Source organism: Bartonella sp. AP72JLCBS, assembly GCF_042195705.1.
Taxonomy (GTDB): Bacteria; Pseudomonadota; Alphaproteobacteria; order Rhizobiales; family Rhizobiaceae; genus Bartonella.
On record NZ_JBHIOU010000008.1, the window covers coordinates 37,280 to 56,011 of the forward strand.

Annotated in this window: 18 protein-coding genes; 5 read left to right on the plus strand and 13 right to left on the minus strand. The window is 36.8% G+C overall.

What is annotated here, in order from left to right; all coding sequences use genetic code 11:
- Window positions 1–283 precede the first annotated feature (283 nt).
- The 10 genes from ACFILO_RS05590 to rpe form a co-directional block, all read right to left on the minus strand.
- On the minus strand, window positions 284–1,540 hold the full coding sequence (locus ACFILO_RS05590) for a multidrug effflux MFS transporter (protein WP_375613088.1): 1,257 nt from the start codon (window positions 1,538–1,540) through the stop codon (window positions 284–286).
- A gap of 71 nt (window positions 1,541–1,611) precedes the next feature.
- Window positions 1,612–1,944, minus strand: coding sequence for a Grx4 family monothiol glutaredoxin (gene grxD / locus ACFILO_RS05595; RefSeq protein WP_375606638.1), 333 nt, complete (start codon window positions 1,942–1,944; stop codon window positions 1,612–1,614).
- A 98-nt stretch (window positions 1,945–2,042) separates the two neighbouring features.
- Window positions 2,043–2,276 (minus strand): BolA/IbaG family iron-sulfur metabolism protein, encoded by a 234-nt coding sequence (locus ACFILO_RS05600; protein WP_375611543.1) that lies wholly within the window; start codon window positions 2,274–2,276, stop codon window positions 2,043–2,045.
- A 58-nt stretch (window positions 2,277–2,334) separates the two neighbouring features.
- On the minus strand, window positions 2,335–4,545 hold the full coding sequence (purL, locus tag ACFILO_RS05605; RefSeq protein WP_375677953.1) for a phosphoribosylformylglycinamidine synthase subunit PurL: 2,211 nt from the start codon (window positions 4,543–4,545) through the stop codon (window positions 2,335–2,337).
- Between the two features lie 293 nt (window positions 4,546–4,838).
- Entirely contained in the window at window positions 4,839–5,510 is a 672-nt protein-coding gene (purQ, locus tag ACFILO_RS05610) for a phosphoribosylformylglycinamidine synthase subunit PurQ (protein WP_375613086.1), read from the minus strand.
- Window positions 5,511–5,521: 11 nt separating this feature from the next.
- Window positions 5,522–5,761, minus strand: coding sequence for a phosphoribosylformylglycinamidine synthase subunit PurS (purS, locus tag ACFILO_RS05615; protein WP_273791180.1), 240 nt, complete (start codon window positions 5,759–5,761; stop codon window positions 5,522–5,524).
- 78 nt (window positions 5,762–5,839) lie between these two features.
- A complete protein-coding gene (purC, locus tag ACFILO_RS05620) occupies window positions 5,840–6,604 on the minus strand; it encodes a phosphoribosylaminoimidazolesuccinocarboxamide synthase (RefSeq protein WP_273791179.1) in 765 nt (254 codons plus the stop codon).
- A 173-nt stretch (window positions 6,605–6,777) separates the two neighbouring features.
- On the minus strand, window positions 6,778–7,326 hold the full coding sequence (locus ACFILO_RS05625; protein ID WP_375611547.1) for an RBBP9/YdeN family alpha/beta hydrolase: 549 nt from the start codon (window positions 7,324–7,326) through the stop codon (window positions 6,778–6,780).
- A gap of 68 nt (window positions 7,327–7,394) precedes the next feature.
- Window positions 7,395–8,702, minus strand: a complete 1,308-nt coding sequence (gene purB / locus ACFILO_RS05630) for an adenylosuccinate lyase (RefSeq protein ID WP_375632257.1) — start codon at window positions 8,700–8,702, stop codon at window positions 7,395–7,397.
- A complete protein-coding gene (gene rpe / locus ACFILO_RS05635) occupies window positions 8,702–9,388 on the minus strand; it encodes a ribulose-phosphate 3-epimerase (protein ID WP_375613084.1) in 687 nt (228 codons plus the stop codon). Before rpe ends, purB begins: the two co-directional genes overlap by 1 nt.
- A 146-nt stretch (window positions 9,389–9,534) precedes the next feature.
- Here rpe and ACFILO_RS05640 point away from each other — a divergent pair, with 146 nt between their 5' ends.
- Window positions 9,535–10,074, plus strand: a complete 540-nt coding sequence (locus tag ACFILO_RS05640; RefSeq protein ID WP_375611549.1) for a flavin reductase — start codon at window positions 9,535–9,537, stop codon at window positions 10,072–10,074.
- A gap of 315 nt (window positions 10,075–10,389) precedes the next feature.
- Window positions 10,390–10,806 (plus strand): RNA polymerase-binding protein DksA, encoded by a 417-nt coding sequence (gene dksA / locus ACFILO_RS05645; protein ID WP_015856486.1) that lies wholly within the window; start codon window positions 10,390–10,392, stop codon window positions 10,804–10,806.
- Window positions 10,807–10,858: 52 nt separating this feature from the next.
- Here dksA and ACFILO_RS05650 read toward each other — a convergent pair whose 3' ends face one another.
- A complete protein-coding gene (locus ACFILO_RS05650) occupies window positions 10,859–11,335 on the minus strand; it encodes a hypothetical protein (protein ID WP_375632184.1) in 477 nt (158 codons plus the stop codon).
- A 218-nt stretch (window positions 11,336–11,553) separates the two neighbouring features.
- Between ACFILO_RS05650 and ACFILO_RS05655 the strand changes: the two genes are divergently transcribed.
- Window positions 11,554–14,088: a response regulator gene (locus ACFILO_RS05655; RefSeq protein WP_375632185.1), complete on the plus strand. Its 2,535-nt coding sequence runs from the start codon at window positions 11,554–11,556 to the stop codon at window positions 14,086–14,088.
- 281 nt (window positions 14,089–14,369) lie between these two features.
- On the opposite strand, the gene purN is transcribed toward ACFILO_RS05655, so the two are convergent.
- Window positions 14,370–14,981 carry a phosphoribosylglycinamide formyltransferase gene (purN, locus tag ACFILO_RS05660; protein WP_375677954.1) on the minus strand — a complete coding sequence of 204 codons (612 nt, stop codon included), beginning with the start codon at window positions 14,979–14,981 and terminating at the stop codon, window positions 14,370–14,372.
- The gene (purM, locus tag ACFILO_RS05665) at window positions 14,978–16,087 is read right to left on the minus strand and encodes a phosphoribosylformylglycinamidine cyclo-ligase (RefSeq protein ID WP_375632187.1); all 1,110 of its coding nucleotides are present in this window, start codon (window positions 16,085–16,087) and stop codon (window positions 14,978–14,980) included. Before purM ends, purN begins: the two co-directional genes overlap by 4 nt.
- A gap of 158 nt (window positions 16,088–16,245) precedes the next feature.
- Between purM and ACFILO_RS05670 the strand changes: the two genes are divergently transcribed.
- Both ACFILO_RS05670 and hdaA read left to right on the plus strand, forming a co-directional pair.
- Window positions 16,246–17,457, plus strand: coding sequence for an AI-2E family transporter (locus ACFILO_RS05670; protein ID WP_375632188.1), 1,212 nt, complete (start codon window positions 16,246–16,248; stop codon window positions 17,455–17,457).
- On the plus strand, window positions 17,454–18,143 hold the full coding sequence (gene hdaA / locus ACFILO_RS05675; RefSeq protein WP_375632189.1) for a DnaA regulatory inactivator HdaA: 690 nt from the start codon (window positions 17,454–17,456) through the stop codon (window positions 18,141–18,143). Before ACFILO_RS05670 ends, hdaA begins: the two co-directional genes overlap by 4 nt.
- The last annotated feature ends 589 nt before the right edge of the window (window positions 18,144–18,732 follow it).

Sequence of the window (18,732 nt, forward strand, 5' to 3'; positions counted from 1 at the left end):
CAGCCCGTCTTCATAAAAACTATTGAAGAAAAGAATCAAAATATTTTTTAATAAACCGTTTCACAGACAAGAGTTGTTGCAACAATAGGTATGTTTGTTTTTTTACATTATACCATTTATGGGCGCTGTCGTGAAATGATTTGATATTTCGAGAGCTGTATCTTTAAACAAACAATGTGAATGTTTAACACAAGAGTGTTCTATTTGAAGATGTTTTATTTTGTCTGATAGGTTTATCTTCTTATTGTTCAAGAGAGATGTTATTAATCTTTCGTAGTAATATTTATTCGTTAGGATTACTATGATATTGCCTAAAAAGATAACCACGTTCAGCCCATAAGACGAGAAGTATGGCAGTGAGACTCAGAAAGAAAAATCCTGCTGAGTTTGGGATGGTTGTTTCATCAAATTGTTGGGCAATAAAAAAGCTAAGTCCTGCACCGATAGATGTTTGAAGAAAGCCGGATACAGAAGAAGCTGTTCCAGCTATTTCTCCTACAGGTTCAAGAGCGAGTGTATTGAAATTGGCCATAATACCACCGCAGGTAAACATTAATATACAATATAACGTCATATAAAAAGGAAAAGGGATAACACCACCTGCTAAGATGGACCCAATAAACCAAATGCATGAAGTGGCACAAAAGAGCAAAAGCATAGTATGAGCAATACGCCGCATTCCAAGGCGTCCAACGAGTTGAGAGTTAAAGAATGATGATAGAGCTTGAAATGCAGCACCAACTGCAAAAGCAATAGGGAACCAAAGTCCTAGATTATAGATCCCTTCATATGTTTGTTGTGATGTATTAACGGCGGTAAAGATACAGCCTAAAATAATGGACGTTGCAAGTGTATAGCAAAGTGTTGTGCGATTGGTTATTACAATCCATAAGTTGTGTTTAACTGAAGAAAAGGAAAGAGAGCGTTGCGCATAAAGAGTTTCAGGCAAGCGCAGTTGAATCCAAATCATCAGTCCTAAACCAATCATTGCCATGAAAATAAAAATATATTGCCAATGTCCGAGCAGTAAAATGATCTGTCCTGTTGCGGGACCAACCATTGGTGCAACAAGAAAAACCATCATAACAATAGACATAACTTCTGCCATTTTTCGACCACTGTAGAGATCACGTACGACGGAAACTGTGAGCACGCGCATAGCAGCCCCTCCAATTCCTTGCAAGATACGTAAAATAAGTAAGAGAGAAAAATCAGTTACAAAGGCACAGCCAATCGCCGTAAATGAATAAAAAGCAAGCCCGAGAAGAATAAGTTTACGTCGTCCATACCTATCGCTTATTGGACCGAAAAATATTTGAGCAATACCATAGCTAATAAGATAACTCGAAATGATATAATGTTGATCATTTTCATTGAGAACATTTAAGCCGTCTAAAATATCGGGCATAGCTGGCAGCATAATATCAACAGCTATAGCGTTAATAGCCATGAGCGAAGCAATAAGAATAACAAATTCTTTATAGCCAATTTTGTTTCTAATCGCATCTCTATGCGTTTGTTCATCGACTGAATATGACATATGGCATCCTTGAAATAAAAATTTCGTCTGAAAACAGCTCTTTTTAAGAGTCTGAATAAAATGAAAGATACCTATGATTGATTACATGGAATATTTTTTTCTTTCAAAAGTTCCTGTAACTCATTGTTTTGAAACATCTCTTTAACAATATCACAGCCTCCGATAAATTCACCTTTGATATAAAGCTGTGGAATTGTTGGCCAATTTGAGTAATCTTTAATCCCTTGACGCAATTCGTTAGAAGTTAAGATATTAATCCCTTTATAATTCAATCCTAAATAATCAAGAATTTGAACAACTTGTCCTGAAAACCCGCATTGCGGAGCGTCAGGTGTTCCTTTCATGAATAAAATGACGTCGTTTGTTTTAATTTCGTTGTCAATAAAATCATGAACAGTGGTCATTTTTATCCCTCGATATTTCAGATTTTTATCAGTGTGTAATTTATATTCATACTGCTTTTAATCGTATTAAATGTGTGAATGCAAGAAGAAATTTTAGATTATTTTGGGACATTTGTTTGCAACATTAAGGCGTGAAGGTCATTTCCCATATTGCCTTTAAGGGCATCATAGACCATTTTATGTTGTTGAACACGGGTTTTACCACGAAAACTTTCAGAAATAACTTCTGCAGCATAATGTTCCCCATCTCCAGCAAGATCACGAATTCTTACAGTAGCATCAGGAATGCCTTCACGAATAAGCGTTTCAATTGCATGGGCACTCATTGCCATCATTATTCTCCTATGTTGTTCATTTTTTATAAAGGCTGTTTAAGAGAAAAAACAATTTTTATTCTTCACCCATAAATTGTGGAAACCAGTTTTCATAGGCTTTTGTGAGTTTGTCTACTGAAAGTGTTAATATCCCATCTATATTAAGAGAAGTACCCTCGACTTGACCTAGCTCTGTTAAAGAAACTGTATTGATTTGTGCACGCTCTTTAAGACTATTAAGAGAGTGAGGTTTGACGGCTAAAAGATAACGTCCTTGGTCTTCTCCAAAAAGTTCTGCATGATGGGGTGATTTATTGCTTAATTTTACTTTGATTCCTTTACCTGCTTTAATGACCATTTCAGCAAGTGCTATCGCTAATCCTCCGTCAGAAAGGTCATGGGCGGCGTGAATAAAACCACGATGTATGACATCTCGAACAAATTGACCATGCTTTTTTTCAAGTTGTAAATCTACAGGGGGGGGGGGGCCTGCATCAATATTTAAAATGTTACGTGCATAGATTGATTGTCCTAAATGGGAGCCGCAATTTCCTACTAAAACAAGAATATCTCCATTTTGCATACCACTTATTGTTACCATTTTAGACCAATCATTAAGAAGGCCTACACCAGCAATTGTGGGGGTTGGAAGAATGGCTTCCCCATTTGTTTCGTTGTAAAGAGAAACATTGCCTGAAACGATAGGAAAATCAAGGATTCTACAAGCTTCTCCTATACCTTTAATAGCAAAAACCAGCTGTCCCATAATTTCAGGTTTTTCAGGGTTACCAAAATTGAGATTATCTGTAGCAGCCAGTGGTGTTGCACCTGTCGTACTAATGTTTCGCCAGCATTCTGCGACAGCTTGTTTCCCCCCTTCATAAGGGTCTGCTTCACAATAGCGAGGTGTTACATCAGAAGAAAAAGCAAGAGCACGTTTGCTGTTGTTTCCTACACGGATAACGCCTGCATCACCTCCTGGACAAACAAGGCTATTTCCTTGGATAAGGGTATCATATTGTTCATAAACCCATCGCCGAGAACTTTGATCAGCAGAATTCAATAAGCTCAGAAGCGCATCACCAAGATTTTCAACTTTTTTGACGTCTTCTGCTTTCAAGGGTGTTTTTTTTGCCGGCTCACTCCAAGGACGATCATAAACAGGCGCTTCATCACCAAGCTCTTTGATGGGAAGATTGACAACTTCTTCCCCTTGATGAAATACACGAAAACGTAAATCATCGGTTGTTTTTCCAATGATAGAAAAATGTAGTCCCCACTTATGAAAAATTGCTTCTGCTTGCTTTTCTAGTTCTGGTTTAAGGACCATGAGCATACGCTCTTGACTTTCAGAAAGCATCATTTCATAGGCTGTCATGTTTTCTTCTCGAACAGGAACTGTATCAAGATTAAGCTGTATCCCCAGATTTCCTTTTGCTCCCATTTCAACGGCAGAAGAGGTGAGTCCTGCTGCCCCCATATCTTGAATAGCAACCACGGCTCCAAGTTCCATGAGCTCTAAACATGCTTCAAGGAGACATTTTTCTGTAAAAGGATCACCGACTTGAACAGTTGGGCGTTTTTCACTGATTGAAGAATCAAATTCAGCAGAAGCCATTGTTGCTCCACCGACACCATCACGTCCTGTTTTTGCACCCAGATAAACAACAGGGAGTCCAATACCTTGTGCTTTAGAATAAAAAAGGGCGTCTGTCTTTGCAATACCGGCGACAAAAGCGTTAACAAGGATATTGCCATTATAACGCTCATCAAAATTTACTTCTCCACCAACCGTTGGAACACCAAAAGAATTGCTGTAACCACCTATTCCAGAAACAACACCAGAAACAAGATGGCGTGTTCGTGGGTGATCAGGAGCACCAAATCGCAATGCATTCATAGCAGCAACAGGACGGGCTCCCATTGTAAAGACATCACGTAAAATACCACCAACACCTGTCGCTGCACCTTGATAAGGTTCAATATAAGAAGGGTGGTTATGGCTTTCCATTTTGAAAACAACACATTGTCCTTCGCCAATATCGGCAACACCAGCATTTTCACCAGGTCCTTGGATGACACATTTTCCTTCTGTCGGAAGAGTTTTTAGCCATTTTTTAGATGATTTATAGGAACAATGTTCGTTCCACATTGCAGAAAAAATTCCTAGTTCAGTAAATGTTGGTTCTCTACCAATTAACGTTAGGATACGTTGATATTCATCTTCTTTTAGCCCGTGTTGTGCAATGAGTTCTGATGTAATAGTGATGTTATTGCAAGGCTTCATGAGTATTTATCCGTCAAATTAATCGAAATTTAGTATTTTTATTTTTTTAACCTAGCAGCTTATATTATAAACAATAATGTTGTTTAATAATAAAAATATTTATAGACAGTAAGCTGAAGATTTTGTCCGTTTGTTTGGTGGGATTTAAGACTAAAAATGGTCTTAAATAATTATGTGTTTAGAAAATAATATCCATTGTTGTTTGTGAAGAGCTTTGTTTATAGATTTACGATGCGAGAAATGGTATAAATCCTTGTTTTTTTAAATTATGGAGCGCGAGTATTTTTGCAGCATTATCCATTTACTAACTCTAAAGCACTTTGAAAAAGTAAACGACCGTCAGTACCTCCGTGGGCGGGTTCAATAAAGTTTTCAGGATGGGGCATCATACCAAGAATATTACCAGCTTTATTAACAATACCAGCAATATCTTTCATTGAGCCGTTCGGGTTTGTATTTTCTGCATAGCGAAAAACAATTTGTTCATTGTCTTCCATTTGTTTCAATGTTTCACTATCAACAAAATAATTTCCGTCATGATGGGCAACAGGACAACGAATAATTTGTCCTTTAGAATAATATCGAGAAAATTTTGTCTTGGCGTTGACGACTTCAAGCTTGATTTCACGACAAACAAATTTTAAAGAAGCGTTACGCATTAAAGTACCGGGTAATAATCCTGCTTCCAACAAAATTTGAAATCCATTACAGATACCTATAATTGTCGTACCTTCTTGTGCTTTTTCACGAATGGCTTTTAAGACGGGAGTTCGCGCTCCAATCGCACCACATCTTAAGTAGTCGCCATAGGAAAAACCACCAGGAATAATAATAACATCTACATCTGGAATTGTTGTTTCTGTTTGCCAAATTTTTAGTGGCTCAACTCCCGTTATATGATGTAATGCTGCAACCATATCTCGATCACGATTTAATCCAGGAAGTTGAATGATGGCAGTTTTCATGAGCATTTCACTTAAAAAAGTTCGATTGTATAATTTTCAATGACAGTATTTGCGAGTAACTCTTCACACATTTGTTCAAGTTTTTTCTTTGCGGTTTCAGAAGGTAGTTCATCAAGAACAATATCAAAAACCTTTCCTTGACGAATGGATTGAATGCCTTCGAAAGCCAAACTTTTTAAAGCACCGACAATTGCTTCTCCTTGTGGATCAAGAACGCTTTCTCTTAAAGTAACTGTAATGCGTGCTTTCATTTTTTGCTTCCTGCTTTTTAAAAGAACCTCTCCTTTGAAGAGGGGTGTTTGTATAAGGTGATGTTTTTTACCTTGTTTTTACTTTACGAGAACGGGACCACTTGGTCGTGTTGGTTCGTTTTCATTCATAATACCAAGACGTTTGGCAACTTCTTGATAGGCATTAATAAGCCCTCCCATATCACGACGAAAACGGTCTTTATCCATTTTTTCTTGTGTGTGCATATCCCATAGTCGTGCAGAATCAGGAGAGATTTCATCAGCAAGAACAATGCGCATTGTTTCATCTTCCCACAGGCGACCAAATTCCATTTTAAAATCAATTAATTGGATGTTAACACCGGCAAAAAGCCCAGAAAGAAAATCATTAATACGAATTGAAAGTTGCATGATATCTTCTATCTCTTGTGGGACAGCCCACCCAAAAGCTGTGATATGTTCTTCCGTTACCATAGGATCATCGAGAGAATCATTTTTATAGTAGAATTCAATGATGGATTGCGGAAGCGGGGTTCCTTCTTCCAGTCCTAAACGCTTAGCAAGAGAGCCGGCAGCAACATTGCGAACAACAACTTCCAACGGAATGATTTCCACTGCTTTAATAAGCTGTTCGCGCATGTTTATACGTTTGATAAAATGTGTTGGGATGCCCAAACGTCCAAGATGGCTAAAAATATGTTCCGAAATTCGGTTGTTTAAAACCCCCTTTCCGTCGATAATTTCATGTTTTTTTGCATTAAAGGCAGTTGCATCATCTTTAAAAAATTGAATGTAAGTCCCTGGTTCAGGTCCTTCATATAAAATTTTAGCCTTGCCTTCATAAATACGGTGGCGACGATTCATCATGATTCTCTATTTATCTTGAGAGGTTTTTAATAACATTGATAAATGATACTATCCTAATTGATAGAATTTCTCAATGATATTGCTATGATACTTTTATAATTTTTATCATTACACGTTTACCCAAAGGTGAAGATACATAAGCGATGAGAAAGAAGATCACCTCTTTTGGATCAAATTTTTGCAAGAAAGTGAGAGAGGACCATAAGCCCTTCAGGCCAAGGTCCGTGTCCGGATTCTGCGTTAATATGGCCAGAATACCCAGCATCAACAAAGAGTGATCCCCAATCATTGGCAATTTTTTCTGCTACTGAAAATTGACAAAACTCATCGTTGCGACTGGCTATGACAATAGAAGGAAAAGGAAGCTTTTGGCGATGATAGGGGCCAAATGTCATTAAATGTTTGGGACGTATTTTTTCATTGGCGACATCTGGAGGTGCAACAAAGAAAGCGCCACAAATTTTTTCTGTATTTTGTACAGTTGCATGAATAACACTGGGAACTCCTAATGAATGAGCAATAAGCATAACAGGCCTTTGAGCTTTTGCGATGGCGGTTTTAACTTTGTTAACCCACTCTTCACAAACAGGCTTTGACCAATGGAGTTGTTCAATGCGGCTGGCTGTCGACAATTTTTTTTCCCAGCGTGTTTGCCAATGATCTGGACCAGATCCTTTGTAGCCAGGAACAATAAGAATATCGAGTTGATTTGCTTTCATGAATTGTTTTCTTTGTTACAACAGATTTTTGATCATAGGTTGAATGGATTTTGGTTTTCTATGTCGCTTTATTGTTCTTCAAAAACACGTTTAAAAATCGTATTGATATGTTTGGTATGGTAAGAAAGATCAAATTTTTCGCGAAGTTCTTCTTCACTTAAAGCTTTGGTAACATCTTTGTCGTTGAGGAGTTCTTCTAAAAAATCTTTTCCTTGTTCCCAAACTTTCATCGCATTTCGTTGTACAATCCGATAAGAATCTTCACGACTAATCCCTGCTTGTGTGAGGGCTAAAAGAACCCGTTGTGAGTGAACAAGACCGCGGAATTTATTGAGATTTTTTTGCATATTTTCTGGATAGACAATGAGATTTTCAATGACAGATGTGAGGCGAGAAAGAGCAAAATCAAGTGTAATCGTCGCATCTGGAGCAATATAACGCTCAACAGATGAATGAGAAATATCACGTTCATGCCAAAGAGCTACATTTTCCATGGCTGGGAGTGCAAATGCACGTACCATGCGGGCTAATCCAGTTAAATTTTCTGTTAAAACTGGATTACGTTTATGAGGCATTGCCGATGAACCTTTTTGTCCAGGTGAGAAATGTTCCTCTGCTTCAAGAACTTCTGTTCGTTGTAAATGGCGTATTTCTATTGCTAGCCTTTCAATAGAGGAAGCAATAACACCAAGTGTTGCAAAAAACATAGCATGACGATCTCTTGGTATTACTTGGGTGGAAACCGGTTCAGCACGCATCTTCAAGGCTTTTGCTACATGTTCTTCAACGCGTGGATCGATATTAGCAAAAGTTCCTACAGCTCCTGAAATCGCGCAAGTAGAAATTTCTTCTCGTGCAGCAAGAAGACGTTTGCGACAACGGGAAAATTCAGCGTATGCAAGAGCAAACTTGATTCCAAATGTTGTCGGTTCAGCATGAATGCCATGACTCCGCCCAATGGTGATTGTCTCTTTATGCTCAAAAGCACGTCTTTTTAATGCTTCAAGAAGTTGATCTATATCCTCTAGCAAAATATCACTCGCACGCATCAATTGAATGTTCAGCGTTGTATCGAGAACATCAGATGATGTCATGCCTTGGTGGATAAAACGTGCCTCTGGTCCAATGAATTCAGCTAGGTGGGTTAGAAATGCGATAACATCATGTTTGGTAATTGCTTCAATTTCATCAATGCGATTGACATCAAATTTAGCTGCTGCCCCTTTTTCCCAAATGACTTTGGCGGCTTCTTTCGGAATAATCCCTAAGTGAGCAAGGGCATCACAGGCATGGGCTTCAATTTCAAACCAAATACGATATTTTGTTTCGGGAGACCAAATTGTTACCATTGCAGGGCGGGAATAACGTGCGATCATCATTTTTTTCCTTGTTGTGAGAGGATTGCGGCTTGGCGCAATGCACTAATACGTGTTTTGTAAAGCTCTTTATTTCCATCTTTATAAATTGCAGAGCCTGCAACAAATACATTTGCACCAGCTTTTGCAGCTATCCCAATTGTATCAACGGTGATACCACCATCAACTTCAAGATCAATAGGGCGGTTTGCAATCATGTTTTTAACGCGCTTAATTTTATTTTTTATTTCTGGAATAAAACTTTGTCCACCAAAACCGGGATTGACCGTCATGATGAGAATGAGATCTAATTGATCAAGCAAATATTCCAGTACATGTTCAGGGGTGCTTGGATTGAGTGCGATTCCTGCTTTTTTCCCCATTTTTTTGATTGTTTGTAATGAACGATGAAGATGTGGACCTGCTTCAGCATGAATAGTTATAATATCTGAACCTGCTTTTGCAAAAGCTTCTAAATAAGGGTCTACTGGTGCGATCATCAGGTGGACATCAAATATTGCTTTTGTTAATGGGCGTAGAGCTTTGACGATTTCAGGACCAAAGGTGATGTTAGGAACAAAGTGCCCATCCATAATATCAAGATGAAGCCAATCTGCACCAGCATCAACAACATCTAACATTTCTTGTCCAAGTTTAGAAAAATCAGAAGCCAAGAGAGAAGGCGAAATGAGATGAAAATGAGGCATTAAAATCTCCTTAGATTGGCAGTTTTTATCATATCGCTGTGTATACACAAATATTTTTTGTGTTATGACGGAAAAGAAAAAATATGTATTATAGGTCTTTTTATGGAAAGATTGCTTGAAATTTTAAAGCTTTATAAGTGAAAGATATGTCGAATCATAAAACATATTTGATGCCTGAACTTCAACATAAACATACTATTGCGGTTTCTTCTCAAGAATATCGAGATGCCATGAGTCTTTTTGCAGGAGCTGTGCATATTGTGACAACAAATGGTATTAAGGGAAGACGTGGGGTGACTGTTTCGGCGTGTTGTTCTTTATCTGATGATCCTCCAACCCTTCTTGTTTGTCTCATGCGCCATAATTTAAAGAATCAGGTGTTTATGGAGAATGGAAATTTTTGTGTTAATAGCTTGGCAGGAAAACATCGCTCATTAGCGGATGTTTTTTCGAGGCGTTGCAATTCTACACAAAATGAGCGTTTTGATGTTGCTCAATGGGGAGCTTTGCAAACGGGGGCGCCTAGTCTTTCAGACGCTCTAGCGTCGTTTGATTGTCGTTTGATTTGTTGGCACGAACACGCAACCCATTGTGTTTTGATTGGTGAGGTTGTTGCAATCAACTGTAATAAAGAAAAAGATGCTTTGATGTATTTGAAACGTGAATATCACACTTTGCCTTTATAAAGATTTTATTTTTTTGCATTGATGAAATGATTTATTGTTGCTTCATTTAGATTTTAAACAATGTAGAGAGTAGGGGAGGGATGGCTCTGATATCTGATATTAGATTTCCTTCTTTTTAAAGTTTTTCAATAAGCGAGAAAAATGATTCTGGATGAGATTTGATCAAGAATTCAATCTACATAAAAAAGCGATCAAACCTAAACAGTGCATTTAGATATATTCGTCGATTGTTATGAAAAAACATTTTACTCTTGTGTTGATGGGTATTGCACAATATATAGACCGCACATAGCATATGTGGAGGTTTTTTATTGCATGAGCGAAGAGATTGATGGTCAATATCGCCCTAGTGAAGATGAGCCTTTTATGAATGAGCGGCAAAAGGCGTATTTTCGTGCTAAATTGGTTTCTTGGAAGAATGATATATTAAAAGAAGCTCGTGAGACTTTGGAAAATTTGCAGGAAGAGAATGTTGGTCAGCCCGATTTGACTGATCGGGCTTCTTGTGAAACTGATCGTACAATCGAATTACGTGCTCGTGATCGTCAGAGGAAACTTATTTCAAAAATAGATGCTGCTTTAGAGCGCATTGATAATGGGACATACGGTTTTTGTGAAGAAACCGGCGAACCCATTAGTATCAAGCGTCTTGAGGCTCGGCCGATAGCCGTTTTGTCATTGGAAGCGCAAGAACGTCACGAACGACGTGAAAGAGTTTATCGCGATGATTAAGGTTATTGAGATGATAAACAAACGAAATTCGTGGTGATAAAATTGTATATTTTTATTTTTGAGGGGTAGGAATGAATAAAGATGGTTCTTGCCGCCCCTCAATTTCGGCGGTGATGGCTGAATCTTTTACCGCTTGATTCGTAAAAGGAGAGGGACTTTTATCCGATACATCGTTTCTTTCTGGAGGGGCGGAATTTAGATGTGTATGTGTTTCTCTTTTTTGTATTTTTGATGTATCAGTAATATCGGATTCTACAACCACATCTGTTAATCCGCCAATAAGGAGCAAATGTTCTTTATTATCGCAACGGACTAAAACAAGGCGGCGTGCTCGATCTATAGAAATTACTTCACATAATGCTAATCGTGATAGACTTTTTTTTCTATTAATGCTGTATCTTCCCGTACCTAAGCGGCGTAAAAACACGATAATTACGGTAATAGCTGCGATTGTTATTATAAAAAGCAAAAAGCTTACCGTTATGTTTGCAGCAGATACACCTATCTGCTCTGATAACCAGATATACATAGATTTTCTCCCATTTTGGATGGAAATATTATTTTTTATTGAGATAAATTTATAAACATACCCTCAAAAGATTCACTTATAATGTAAGAAATAAACTTTTGAATATTAAGCGAGCTTATCTTAGATAATATCATAGTATATACTTTATAACAACATAACAACGAATATAAAGGAAGTTTTGTGACATAAGAAATAGCTATAAGCTAAGGCAAAGAGAGATGGATAAAGATTTTGAGAATAATGAAAGATCAGCGTCTTCGTTTCATCGGAGAGTTGTGATTTTTGGTGTTGTTTTTGTATTAGGTTTTCTTTTCATTGTGGGTATTTTAGGTTTTTTTTATCCACAAAACTATTTGCAACAGGCGATATCAATATCTTTTTTGATTCTAGCAATGATCGGTGTTGCAACACTCGTTTTGTGTGGAATGGGAATTTTAAGATATCATGTGTGGTCGCATGAAGATTTTGATTTTAGCATCTTTAATAGGAGCGATGATGCAATTGTAATCTCTGATCTTTCTGGTTTTGTTTATTATTCTAATCAAAACTATCGAAAAATTCTGACCTATAAGCCTGAAGTGTCTTGTTATAGGGTTATTGCGGATCTTCCAGGAGCTGGTGCACTCTCGTACCGCTTAAAGGTTGCAGCCTGTAATAATCTTGCAGCGCAAGAGGAATTGAGAGTAGAACAACCAATTTTTACCGATTCTACACCAAAAAAATCTGTTTGGTATAATATTTCCGTTCAACCTATCACAAAACAGAAAAAAAAGCTTTTATTTTGGCGTATTACTGATATTTCGCACTTACAACAAACGCGAGAAGTTTTTTTCTCGAACCTTCAAGAGGCTATCAATCACTTGGATCAAGCTTCTATTGGTTTTGTATCCGTTAATAGACAAGGAACTATTCTTTATGCCAATGCGACTTTTGCCGAATGGTTTTCAATTGATTTAGCGAATTTCTCAATTGGTCAATATAATTTTGATTCGTTATTTGATAGCGTTGGCGCTAAGAGCTCATGGAGTGATATCTGTTTACAAACCAACAGATATCAAAGTTCAGGTTACTCTTTACCTTATAGGTTTTCGTTATGTTTAAATTCACACACGACTTGTGAGAAAATATTCCATTGTCTTATATCTGTTTCTTCTCTCTTAGAAGAGGAAGCCATTTATCGTATTGTGATCATTCCACAACAAATACAAAAAGAAGAGGATGATCAATTAAAATTACCCAGTATATTAGGAGAATATTTTGATGCAAGTCCTTTTGCAATAGCCGTGGTGGATCATGCAGGGCAATTGATTCATATGAATAAAGCTTTTTCATCACTCACGGGATGTATGGACAAAGCTGTCAATTTTTATGATGTTATTTCTCGTCGTGATTGTGCGCAGTTAGAGCGTTCTTTTCAGAGAATTGCGACAAATAAAAATTATTTTGTTTCTCTAGAAACTGTTTTAGAAAAAAATGAAGAATGCCATTTACGGCTCCATATTATGTCTGTACCGCCCTATCACGGTGATGCATTGCAAGATTTGCTTATTATCTCTGTGATTGAAACAACCGAACAAAAAACTCTTGAAGATAAAATGATGCAAAGTCAGAAGATGCAAGCTGTAGGACAATTGGCTGGCGGCATTGCTCATGATTTTAATAATGTTTTAACAGCAATTTTAATGTCGTGTGATCTTCTTTTAAATACGCATCGTAGTTCTGATCCTGCTCATGCTGATCTGATCAATATTAAAAACAATGCTAATCGTGCAGCTGCTCTTGTCCAGCAATTATTAGCTTTTTCTAGAAAGCAAACACTTCGACCTGAAGAAGTTGATTTTACTGAATTTTTATCAGATATCCGCAATCTTATTTTACCACTTTTGGGGAATAATATTCAGTTAAAAATTATCCATGGAAGAGATTTGTGGAGCGTTGAAGTTGATCAAGCATCTTTTCAGCGTGTTATTATGAATTTGGTTATTAATGCGCGTGATGCCATGTTAGATGGAGGTATTGTTACGATTGCGACAAATAATATTACAAAGCAACAAAGTGCTGAATTTAATCATCTTGGATTAGCAATTGGCGAGTATGTGCAATTGACTATTTCAGATACAGGGGCTGGTATATCTGCTGCTATACAAGAAAAAATGTTTGAGCCATTTTTTACAACAAAAGAAGTTGGAAAAGGAACAGGACTTGGTTTATCAATGGTTTATGGAATTATCAAGCAGAGCGGTGGATATATTTATTGTGAAAGTAAAGAAGGTGAAGGAGCAACATTTCATATTTTTCTTCCCCGTTATATCCCCAATATAAAAGGAGAAATTTCTCAAAAGATTGAAAAAGATGAAGAGAAAGATAAAAATATAGACTTAACAGGATCTGCGACTGTTTTATTAGTTGAAGATGAAGATGCGGTCAGAATGGGGGGGGTAAGAGCTCTTCAAATGAGAGGATATACGGTTTTAGAGGCAGCAAGTGGGGTGGAAGCACTCTCTATTCTTGAGGAACAAAAAGGAGAAGTTGATATTATTGTTTCCGATGTGGTGATGCCAGAAATGGATGGGCCAACTTTATTGAAGGAAGTCCGTAAAAACTATCCTGATATCAAATTGCTTTTCGTTTCTGGATATGCAAAAGATGCCTTTGCTAAAAATCTTCCACAAGATGCTGTTTTTGGTTTTTTATCTAAGCCTTTTACACTCAAACAGTTAGCTGTAACAGTTAAAGAAACACTTTCGTCATAAACAAAAATTTATGCAATAGAAAATTGCGTATTTTAAGATTTTTTAGGCGAAATACGAGAGTATTTTGATAAATAGAGCTTATGATAATGTCATAGAATTGAATAAAGAAGAAAAATTTTAAAAATGAACTAAAATTCAAAAAATTACATATTTTGTGCAAAAATTTATGAAGAGATGGACTCTATTATGTCAATATTTCATAGAGATTTTCAATTGTAGATACTGAGCAAAAACTATGTGTAAAGCATTGAAATATGCTGATTAATAGATTGTTGATACACTCAAAAAGATAAAAGCTGTTGTTGCGTATCGACCATTTTGCTCTTCCCTTCAATAAATGCTTTTAAAGCTTCGGGGTAGAGTTTATGCTCTACTTTAAGAACTCTTTGTGCTAAGCACTCAGCAGTATCATGGGGATAGACTGGAACGGCTGCTTGGGCAAGGATTTTTCCTGCATCCATGTCTTCTGTAACAAGATGAACAGTGCAACCCGTGATTTTTACACCTGCTTGTAAAGCTTTTTCATGTGTGTTTAAGCCTTTAAATGAAGGCAAAAGAGAAGGATGAATGTTTAAAATTCGTCCTTCATAAAGTTTTACAAAACGTGGTGAGATAAGACGCATATACCCTGCAAAGCAGAGAAAATCCGGTTTATATTGATCTAAAATTGTAAAAATATTTTCTTCATGCTCTTCTTTTGTTTTGTAAATTTTACGATCAACAATATGAATAGGTAAGTTATGGTTTTGCGCCTTTTCAATACCCCTTGCACGCGGATTATCGCAAATAACCGCGACGATTTCAGCAGGATATTCTTTTTGTTGACTAGCTTGAGCAAGGGCGACCATATTGGACCCATTACCAGAAATAAAAACGACAATTTTTTTTTTCATAAATGCAGTACCCCTTTATAAAGTATTCCTTTATTTTGATCTTGGCATTTTGTTAAAATGCCAAGGGGAGTTACAGTTTCTCCTTTTTTTTCAAGAGCTTGTATAATTGTTTCAGCTGCATACTGTGCTACGATAATGATCATGCCAATACCACAATTAAATGTTCTTAACATTTCTGTTTCTTCTATTTTACCTTGTTTGGCAATCCATGAAAATACTGCTGGAACATTGATGCTAGAAAGATTAATTTCAGCGCAGAGAGAGGATGGAAGGACACGTGGAATATTTTCAGGAAAGCCTCCACCCGTAATATGAGCAAGAGCTTTAATCCCTTCATATTTTCGCATGATGGGAAGAAGCGATTTTACATAAATGCGTGTTGGTGTAAGAAGTGCTATACCAAGGCTGTTTTCGGGGGAAAAAGGGGCAGGGTCATTCCATTTGAGATAATTTTGCTGGATGATTCGTCGAACAAGCGAAAAGCCATTGGAATGAATTCCAGAGGAGCTTAGACCTAATATAACATCACCTTCTATCAAATCTTTTGAAGGGAGTAGCTTACTGCGTTCGCATGCTCCTACAGCAAAACCGGCTAGATCATAATCTCCCTCTGCATACATTCCTGGCATTTCTGCAGTTTCTCCTCCAATAAGAGCAGCACCGGCTTGTTTACATCCTTCTGCAATACCAGAAACAATCGCAGCCCCTTGTTCAGGGTCGAGCTTTCCAGTTGCAAAATAATCCAGAAAAAAGAGAGGTTCAGCTCCTTGTACGAGTAAATCATTGACACACATAGCTACAAGGTCAATACCTACAGTGTTATGGTGCCCCACTTCAATGGCAATTTTTAATTTTGTTCCCACACCATCATTGGCTGCTACTAGGATAGGATCTGTAAAGCCAGCTGCTTTTAAATCAAAAAGGCCACCAAACCCGCCAATTTCCGCATCTGCTCCGGCTCGTTTTGTCGCGCGTATAAAGGGTTTAATTTTTTCTACCATAGCATTACCCATATCGATGTTTACACCGGCTTTTGCGTAGGTAAGACCAGCTTTTAATTTATCCCCAGCCTTGGATTTATTATTTGTAAGATCTTGATTGCTCATTGGAGCCTTCCTTTAATGGAAAATCAGGTTTTGATATTATGCAATGCCATGATAGAGTTCTCTCTGCAAGAGATATTGATAAGAAAATAAGCAACTTTTCTTGTACCTTATTTTGAAGTTGTTTATAATTTTTTGTGAAGATTTTTTTAGGATATTTTATGAGCAAGATATCAGATAATCACGGACAGTCTTCTTGGCAACTTATGAAAAAGAAAGTGAGTGAGAATACATCTCGTGATCGTTATAAGACTTATGTGCCAGCGTATACTCAATTACCGTTGCCAAATAATATGAAAAGACAAATCTTTTTTTGGCTTGGTACGCTGATTTTTTTCATTCTTTTTATGTTTGTTTTTGGATCGATTTTGCTTCCTTTTGTGGCAGGGATTGTGTTGGCTTATTTTCTCAATCCCATTGTTCAATTACTTGAAAAATTTGGTATTCGTCGTGTGTTTGGGACTGTCCTTATTACCTTATTTATTGTTATTACCTTTGTTGCTGCTTTAGTTATTTTGATTCCTGTTATTAGTTGGCAAATACAGCAATTTATGAGTGATGGTTTACCTGTTTATATTAATCGTATTCAAACCTTTTTTGTTGAGCATGATTTTGATTGGTTAAGGCGCTATTTTGGAAGTGATCCAAATGAATTACGGAATAATATTAAAGGATTTTTGGGAGAAGGTTCGGATTTTATCACGTCTCTTTTGAATTCACTTTTAAAGTCAGGAAAATCAATCGTTAATATCGTTAGCCTATTTGTTGTGGCACCTGTGGTGGCATTTTATATGTTATTAGATTGGCCACGTATGGTAACAGCAATCGATTCGTTAATACCGCGGGATCATCTGGAAACCGTTCGTAGTATTTTTCATGAAATGGATAGAGCTATTGCAGGCTTTGTTCGTGGACAAGGAACAGTTTGTCTCATATTGGGAGGCTATTATGCTATTGGTTTAACGATTGCAGGACTCAATTTTAGTCTTTTGATTGGTATGTTTATTGGTCTTATTAGCTTTGTTCCTTATATCGGCACAATGAGTGGTTTGGTCCTTTCTGTTGGTATTGCATGGGTCCAGTTTTATCCCAATAATTGGGGGGGAATCATTGTTGTGATGGCACTTTTTTTAATTGGTCAATTTATTGAAGGTTATATTCTTCAACCCAAGCTTGTAGGTTCATCAGTGGGATTACATCCCGTATGGTTGATGTTTTCACTTTTTGCTTTTTCTTCACTCTTTGGTTTTACTGGTATGCTTGTTGCTGTTCCTGCGGCAGCGGCTGTTGGCGTTTTAGTTCGTTTTGCTCTTCATACTTATCTGAGTTCTCAGATGTATTCGCGAAGCGGAAATTCGGAGCCGCTAAAATGAATGGGCGTGAAACGCAATTATCTTTAAATTTTCCTTATGATCCGATTTTTCAATTTGAGGATTTAGTGGTAACGGAAAGCAATCGTATGGCTTTTCAGCTTATTGATCACTGGCCCAATTGGAGCTTACCTATTGCAGTTTTGGTTGGTAAAGAAGGATCTGGAAAAACGCATTTTTCTAATATATGGCTCCAAAAAGCAGATGCTTTCAGGATTCAGCACAATGAACTTGATCAGGCTGTTACTATGGCTTCTTTAGGCAGATCATTTTTAATAGAGGATATTGATACAGGTGAAATCAATGAGACAGAACTTTTTCATTTAATTAACAGTATTAAGCAAGCAAATCTTGATGCACGACAGGCTACTTTATTGATGACGGCACAAACACTTCCTTCCGCTTGGAATTTAATGTTAAATGATCTAAAAAGTCGTCTTAATTCGGTGATGTTCGTTGAAATTAATCAGCCTGATGATGCATTGTTAACAGCTGTTGCATTTAAGCTTTTTTCCGATAGGCAACTTATTGTACATCCAGATACGGTTTATTATCTTGTAAGCCGTTGTGAACGTTCTTTATTTTCATTGAAGCGTGTTATTGATTCTGTTGATCAGTTGGCATTACAAAGAAAAAGAAAAATAACACGTGCTGTTATTGCTGAAGTTTTAAATAGAAGAAAACCGTAAATACTCCTTATCATGGCTTACTTATTCTGTCCTTCTATTATCGTTTCAATATGTGGAAGACAAGTCATTTAAATTTTCTTCTTTTGGGATATCTATATAAGAGTAAAAAATAGTGTTTTTTTACTCTTGTCGTGTTTTTATTTTAAATAGCTTTGAGATTTTATTGTATGATGTTGAATTCTTACCATCTTCGCATTTGAAAATTTTTCTAAAAAGAGCGCTTTATTTTATTTATAATAAAACCTTTGTGCTTTGAAAAAATGTTTGTTGTTTATGGATTTGGATTGTAGAAGATTCTAGAATTTTTAATAAAAGAGTCTTTGGGAAGATAGAAAAAGAGGGGAAAAAAGCTTGATACAGCTGAATTTTTTGGCTTATGTTCTCTTTGGGAAAGTTTTTCTATGATATTTAAGTCATTTTTTTCTAAAATTGTATCTGTGGAATGTGTTTTGATACAATGAGAGCTTGCTTAAAACAGGATAAAAATTATGAAATCCTTATAGAGAAATTCGTTATTTTTAATATAGATTGGATTTTCTTACGGAAGTTATTTTCTACTATTTGTCAATAAATTTGTTATTGAGTAGGG

Coding starts and splice junctions, on each gene's coding strand:
- grxD (WP_375606638.1), bottom strand. CDS start 1,944: ATGACCACTGTTCATGATTTTATTGACAACGAAATTAAAACAAACGAC.
- purS (WP_273791180.1), bottom strand. CDS start 5,761: ATGAAAGCACGCATTACAGTTACTTTAAGAGAAAGCGTTCTTGATCCA.
- hdaA (WP_375632189.1), top strand. CDS start 17,454: ATGAATGGGCGTGAAACGCAATTATCTTTAAATTTTCCTTATGATCCG.
- purQ (WP_375613086.1), bottom strand. CDS start 5,510: ATGAAAACTGCCATCATTCAACTTCCTGGATTAAATCGTGATCGAGAT.
- ACFILO_RS05640 (WP_375611549.1), top strand. CDS start 9,535: ATGTCGAATCATAAAACATATTTGATGCCTGAACTTCAACATAAACAT.
- ACFILO_RS05590 (WP_375613088.1), bottom strand. CDS start 1,540: ATGTCATATTCAGTCGATGAACAAACGCATAGAGATGCGATTAGAAAC.
- purC (WP_273791179.1), bottom strand. CDS start 6,604: ATGAATCGTCGCCACCGTATTTATGAAGGCAAGGCTAAAATTTTATAT.
- ACFILO_RS05655 (WP_375632185.1), top strand. CDS start 11,554: ATGGATAAAGATTTTGAGAATAATGAAAGATCAGCGTCTTCGTTTCAT.
- ACFILO_RS05600 (WP_375611543.1), bottom strand. CDS start 2,276: ATGGCAATGAGTGCCCATGCAATTGAAACGCTTATTCGTGAAGGCATT.
- purL (WP_375677953.1), bottom strand. CDS start 4,545: ATGAAGCCTTGCAATAACATCACTATTACATCAGAACTCATTGCACAA.
- purN (WP_375677954.1), bottom strand. CDS start 14,981: ATGAAAAAAAAAATTGTCGTTTTTATTTCTGGTAATGGGTCCAATATG.
- rpe (WP_375613084.1), bottom strand. CDS start 9,388: ATGCCTCATTTTCATCTCATTTCGCCTTCTCTCTTGGCTTCTGATTTT.
- ACFILO_RS05625 (WP_375611547.1), bottom strand. CDS start 7,326: ATGAAAGCAAATCAACTCGATATTCTTATTGTTCCTGGCTACAAAGGA.
- ACFILO_RS05650 (WP_375632184.1), bottom strand. CDS start 11,335: ATGTATATCTGGTTATCAGAGCAGATAGGTGTATCTGCTGCAAACATA.
- purB (WP_375632257.1), bottom strand. CDS start 8,702: ATGATCGCACGTTATTCCCGCCCTGCAATGGTAACAATTTGGTCTCCC.
- ACFILO_RS05670 (WP_375632188.1), top strand. CDS start 16,246: ATGAGCAAGATATCAGATAATCACGGACAGTCTTCTTGGCAACTTATG.
- dksA (WP_015856486.1), top strand. CDS start 10,390: ATGAGCGAAGAGATTGATGGTCAATATCGCCCTAGTGAAGATGAGCCT.
- purM (WP_375632187.1), bottom strand. CDS start 16,087: ATGAGCAATCAAGATCTTACAAATAATAAATCCAAGGCTGGGGATAAA.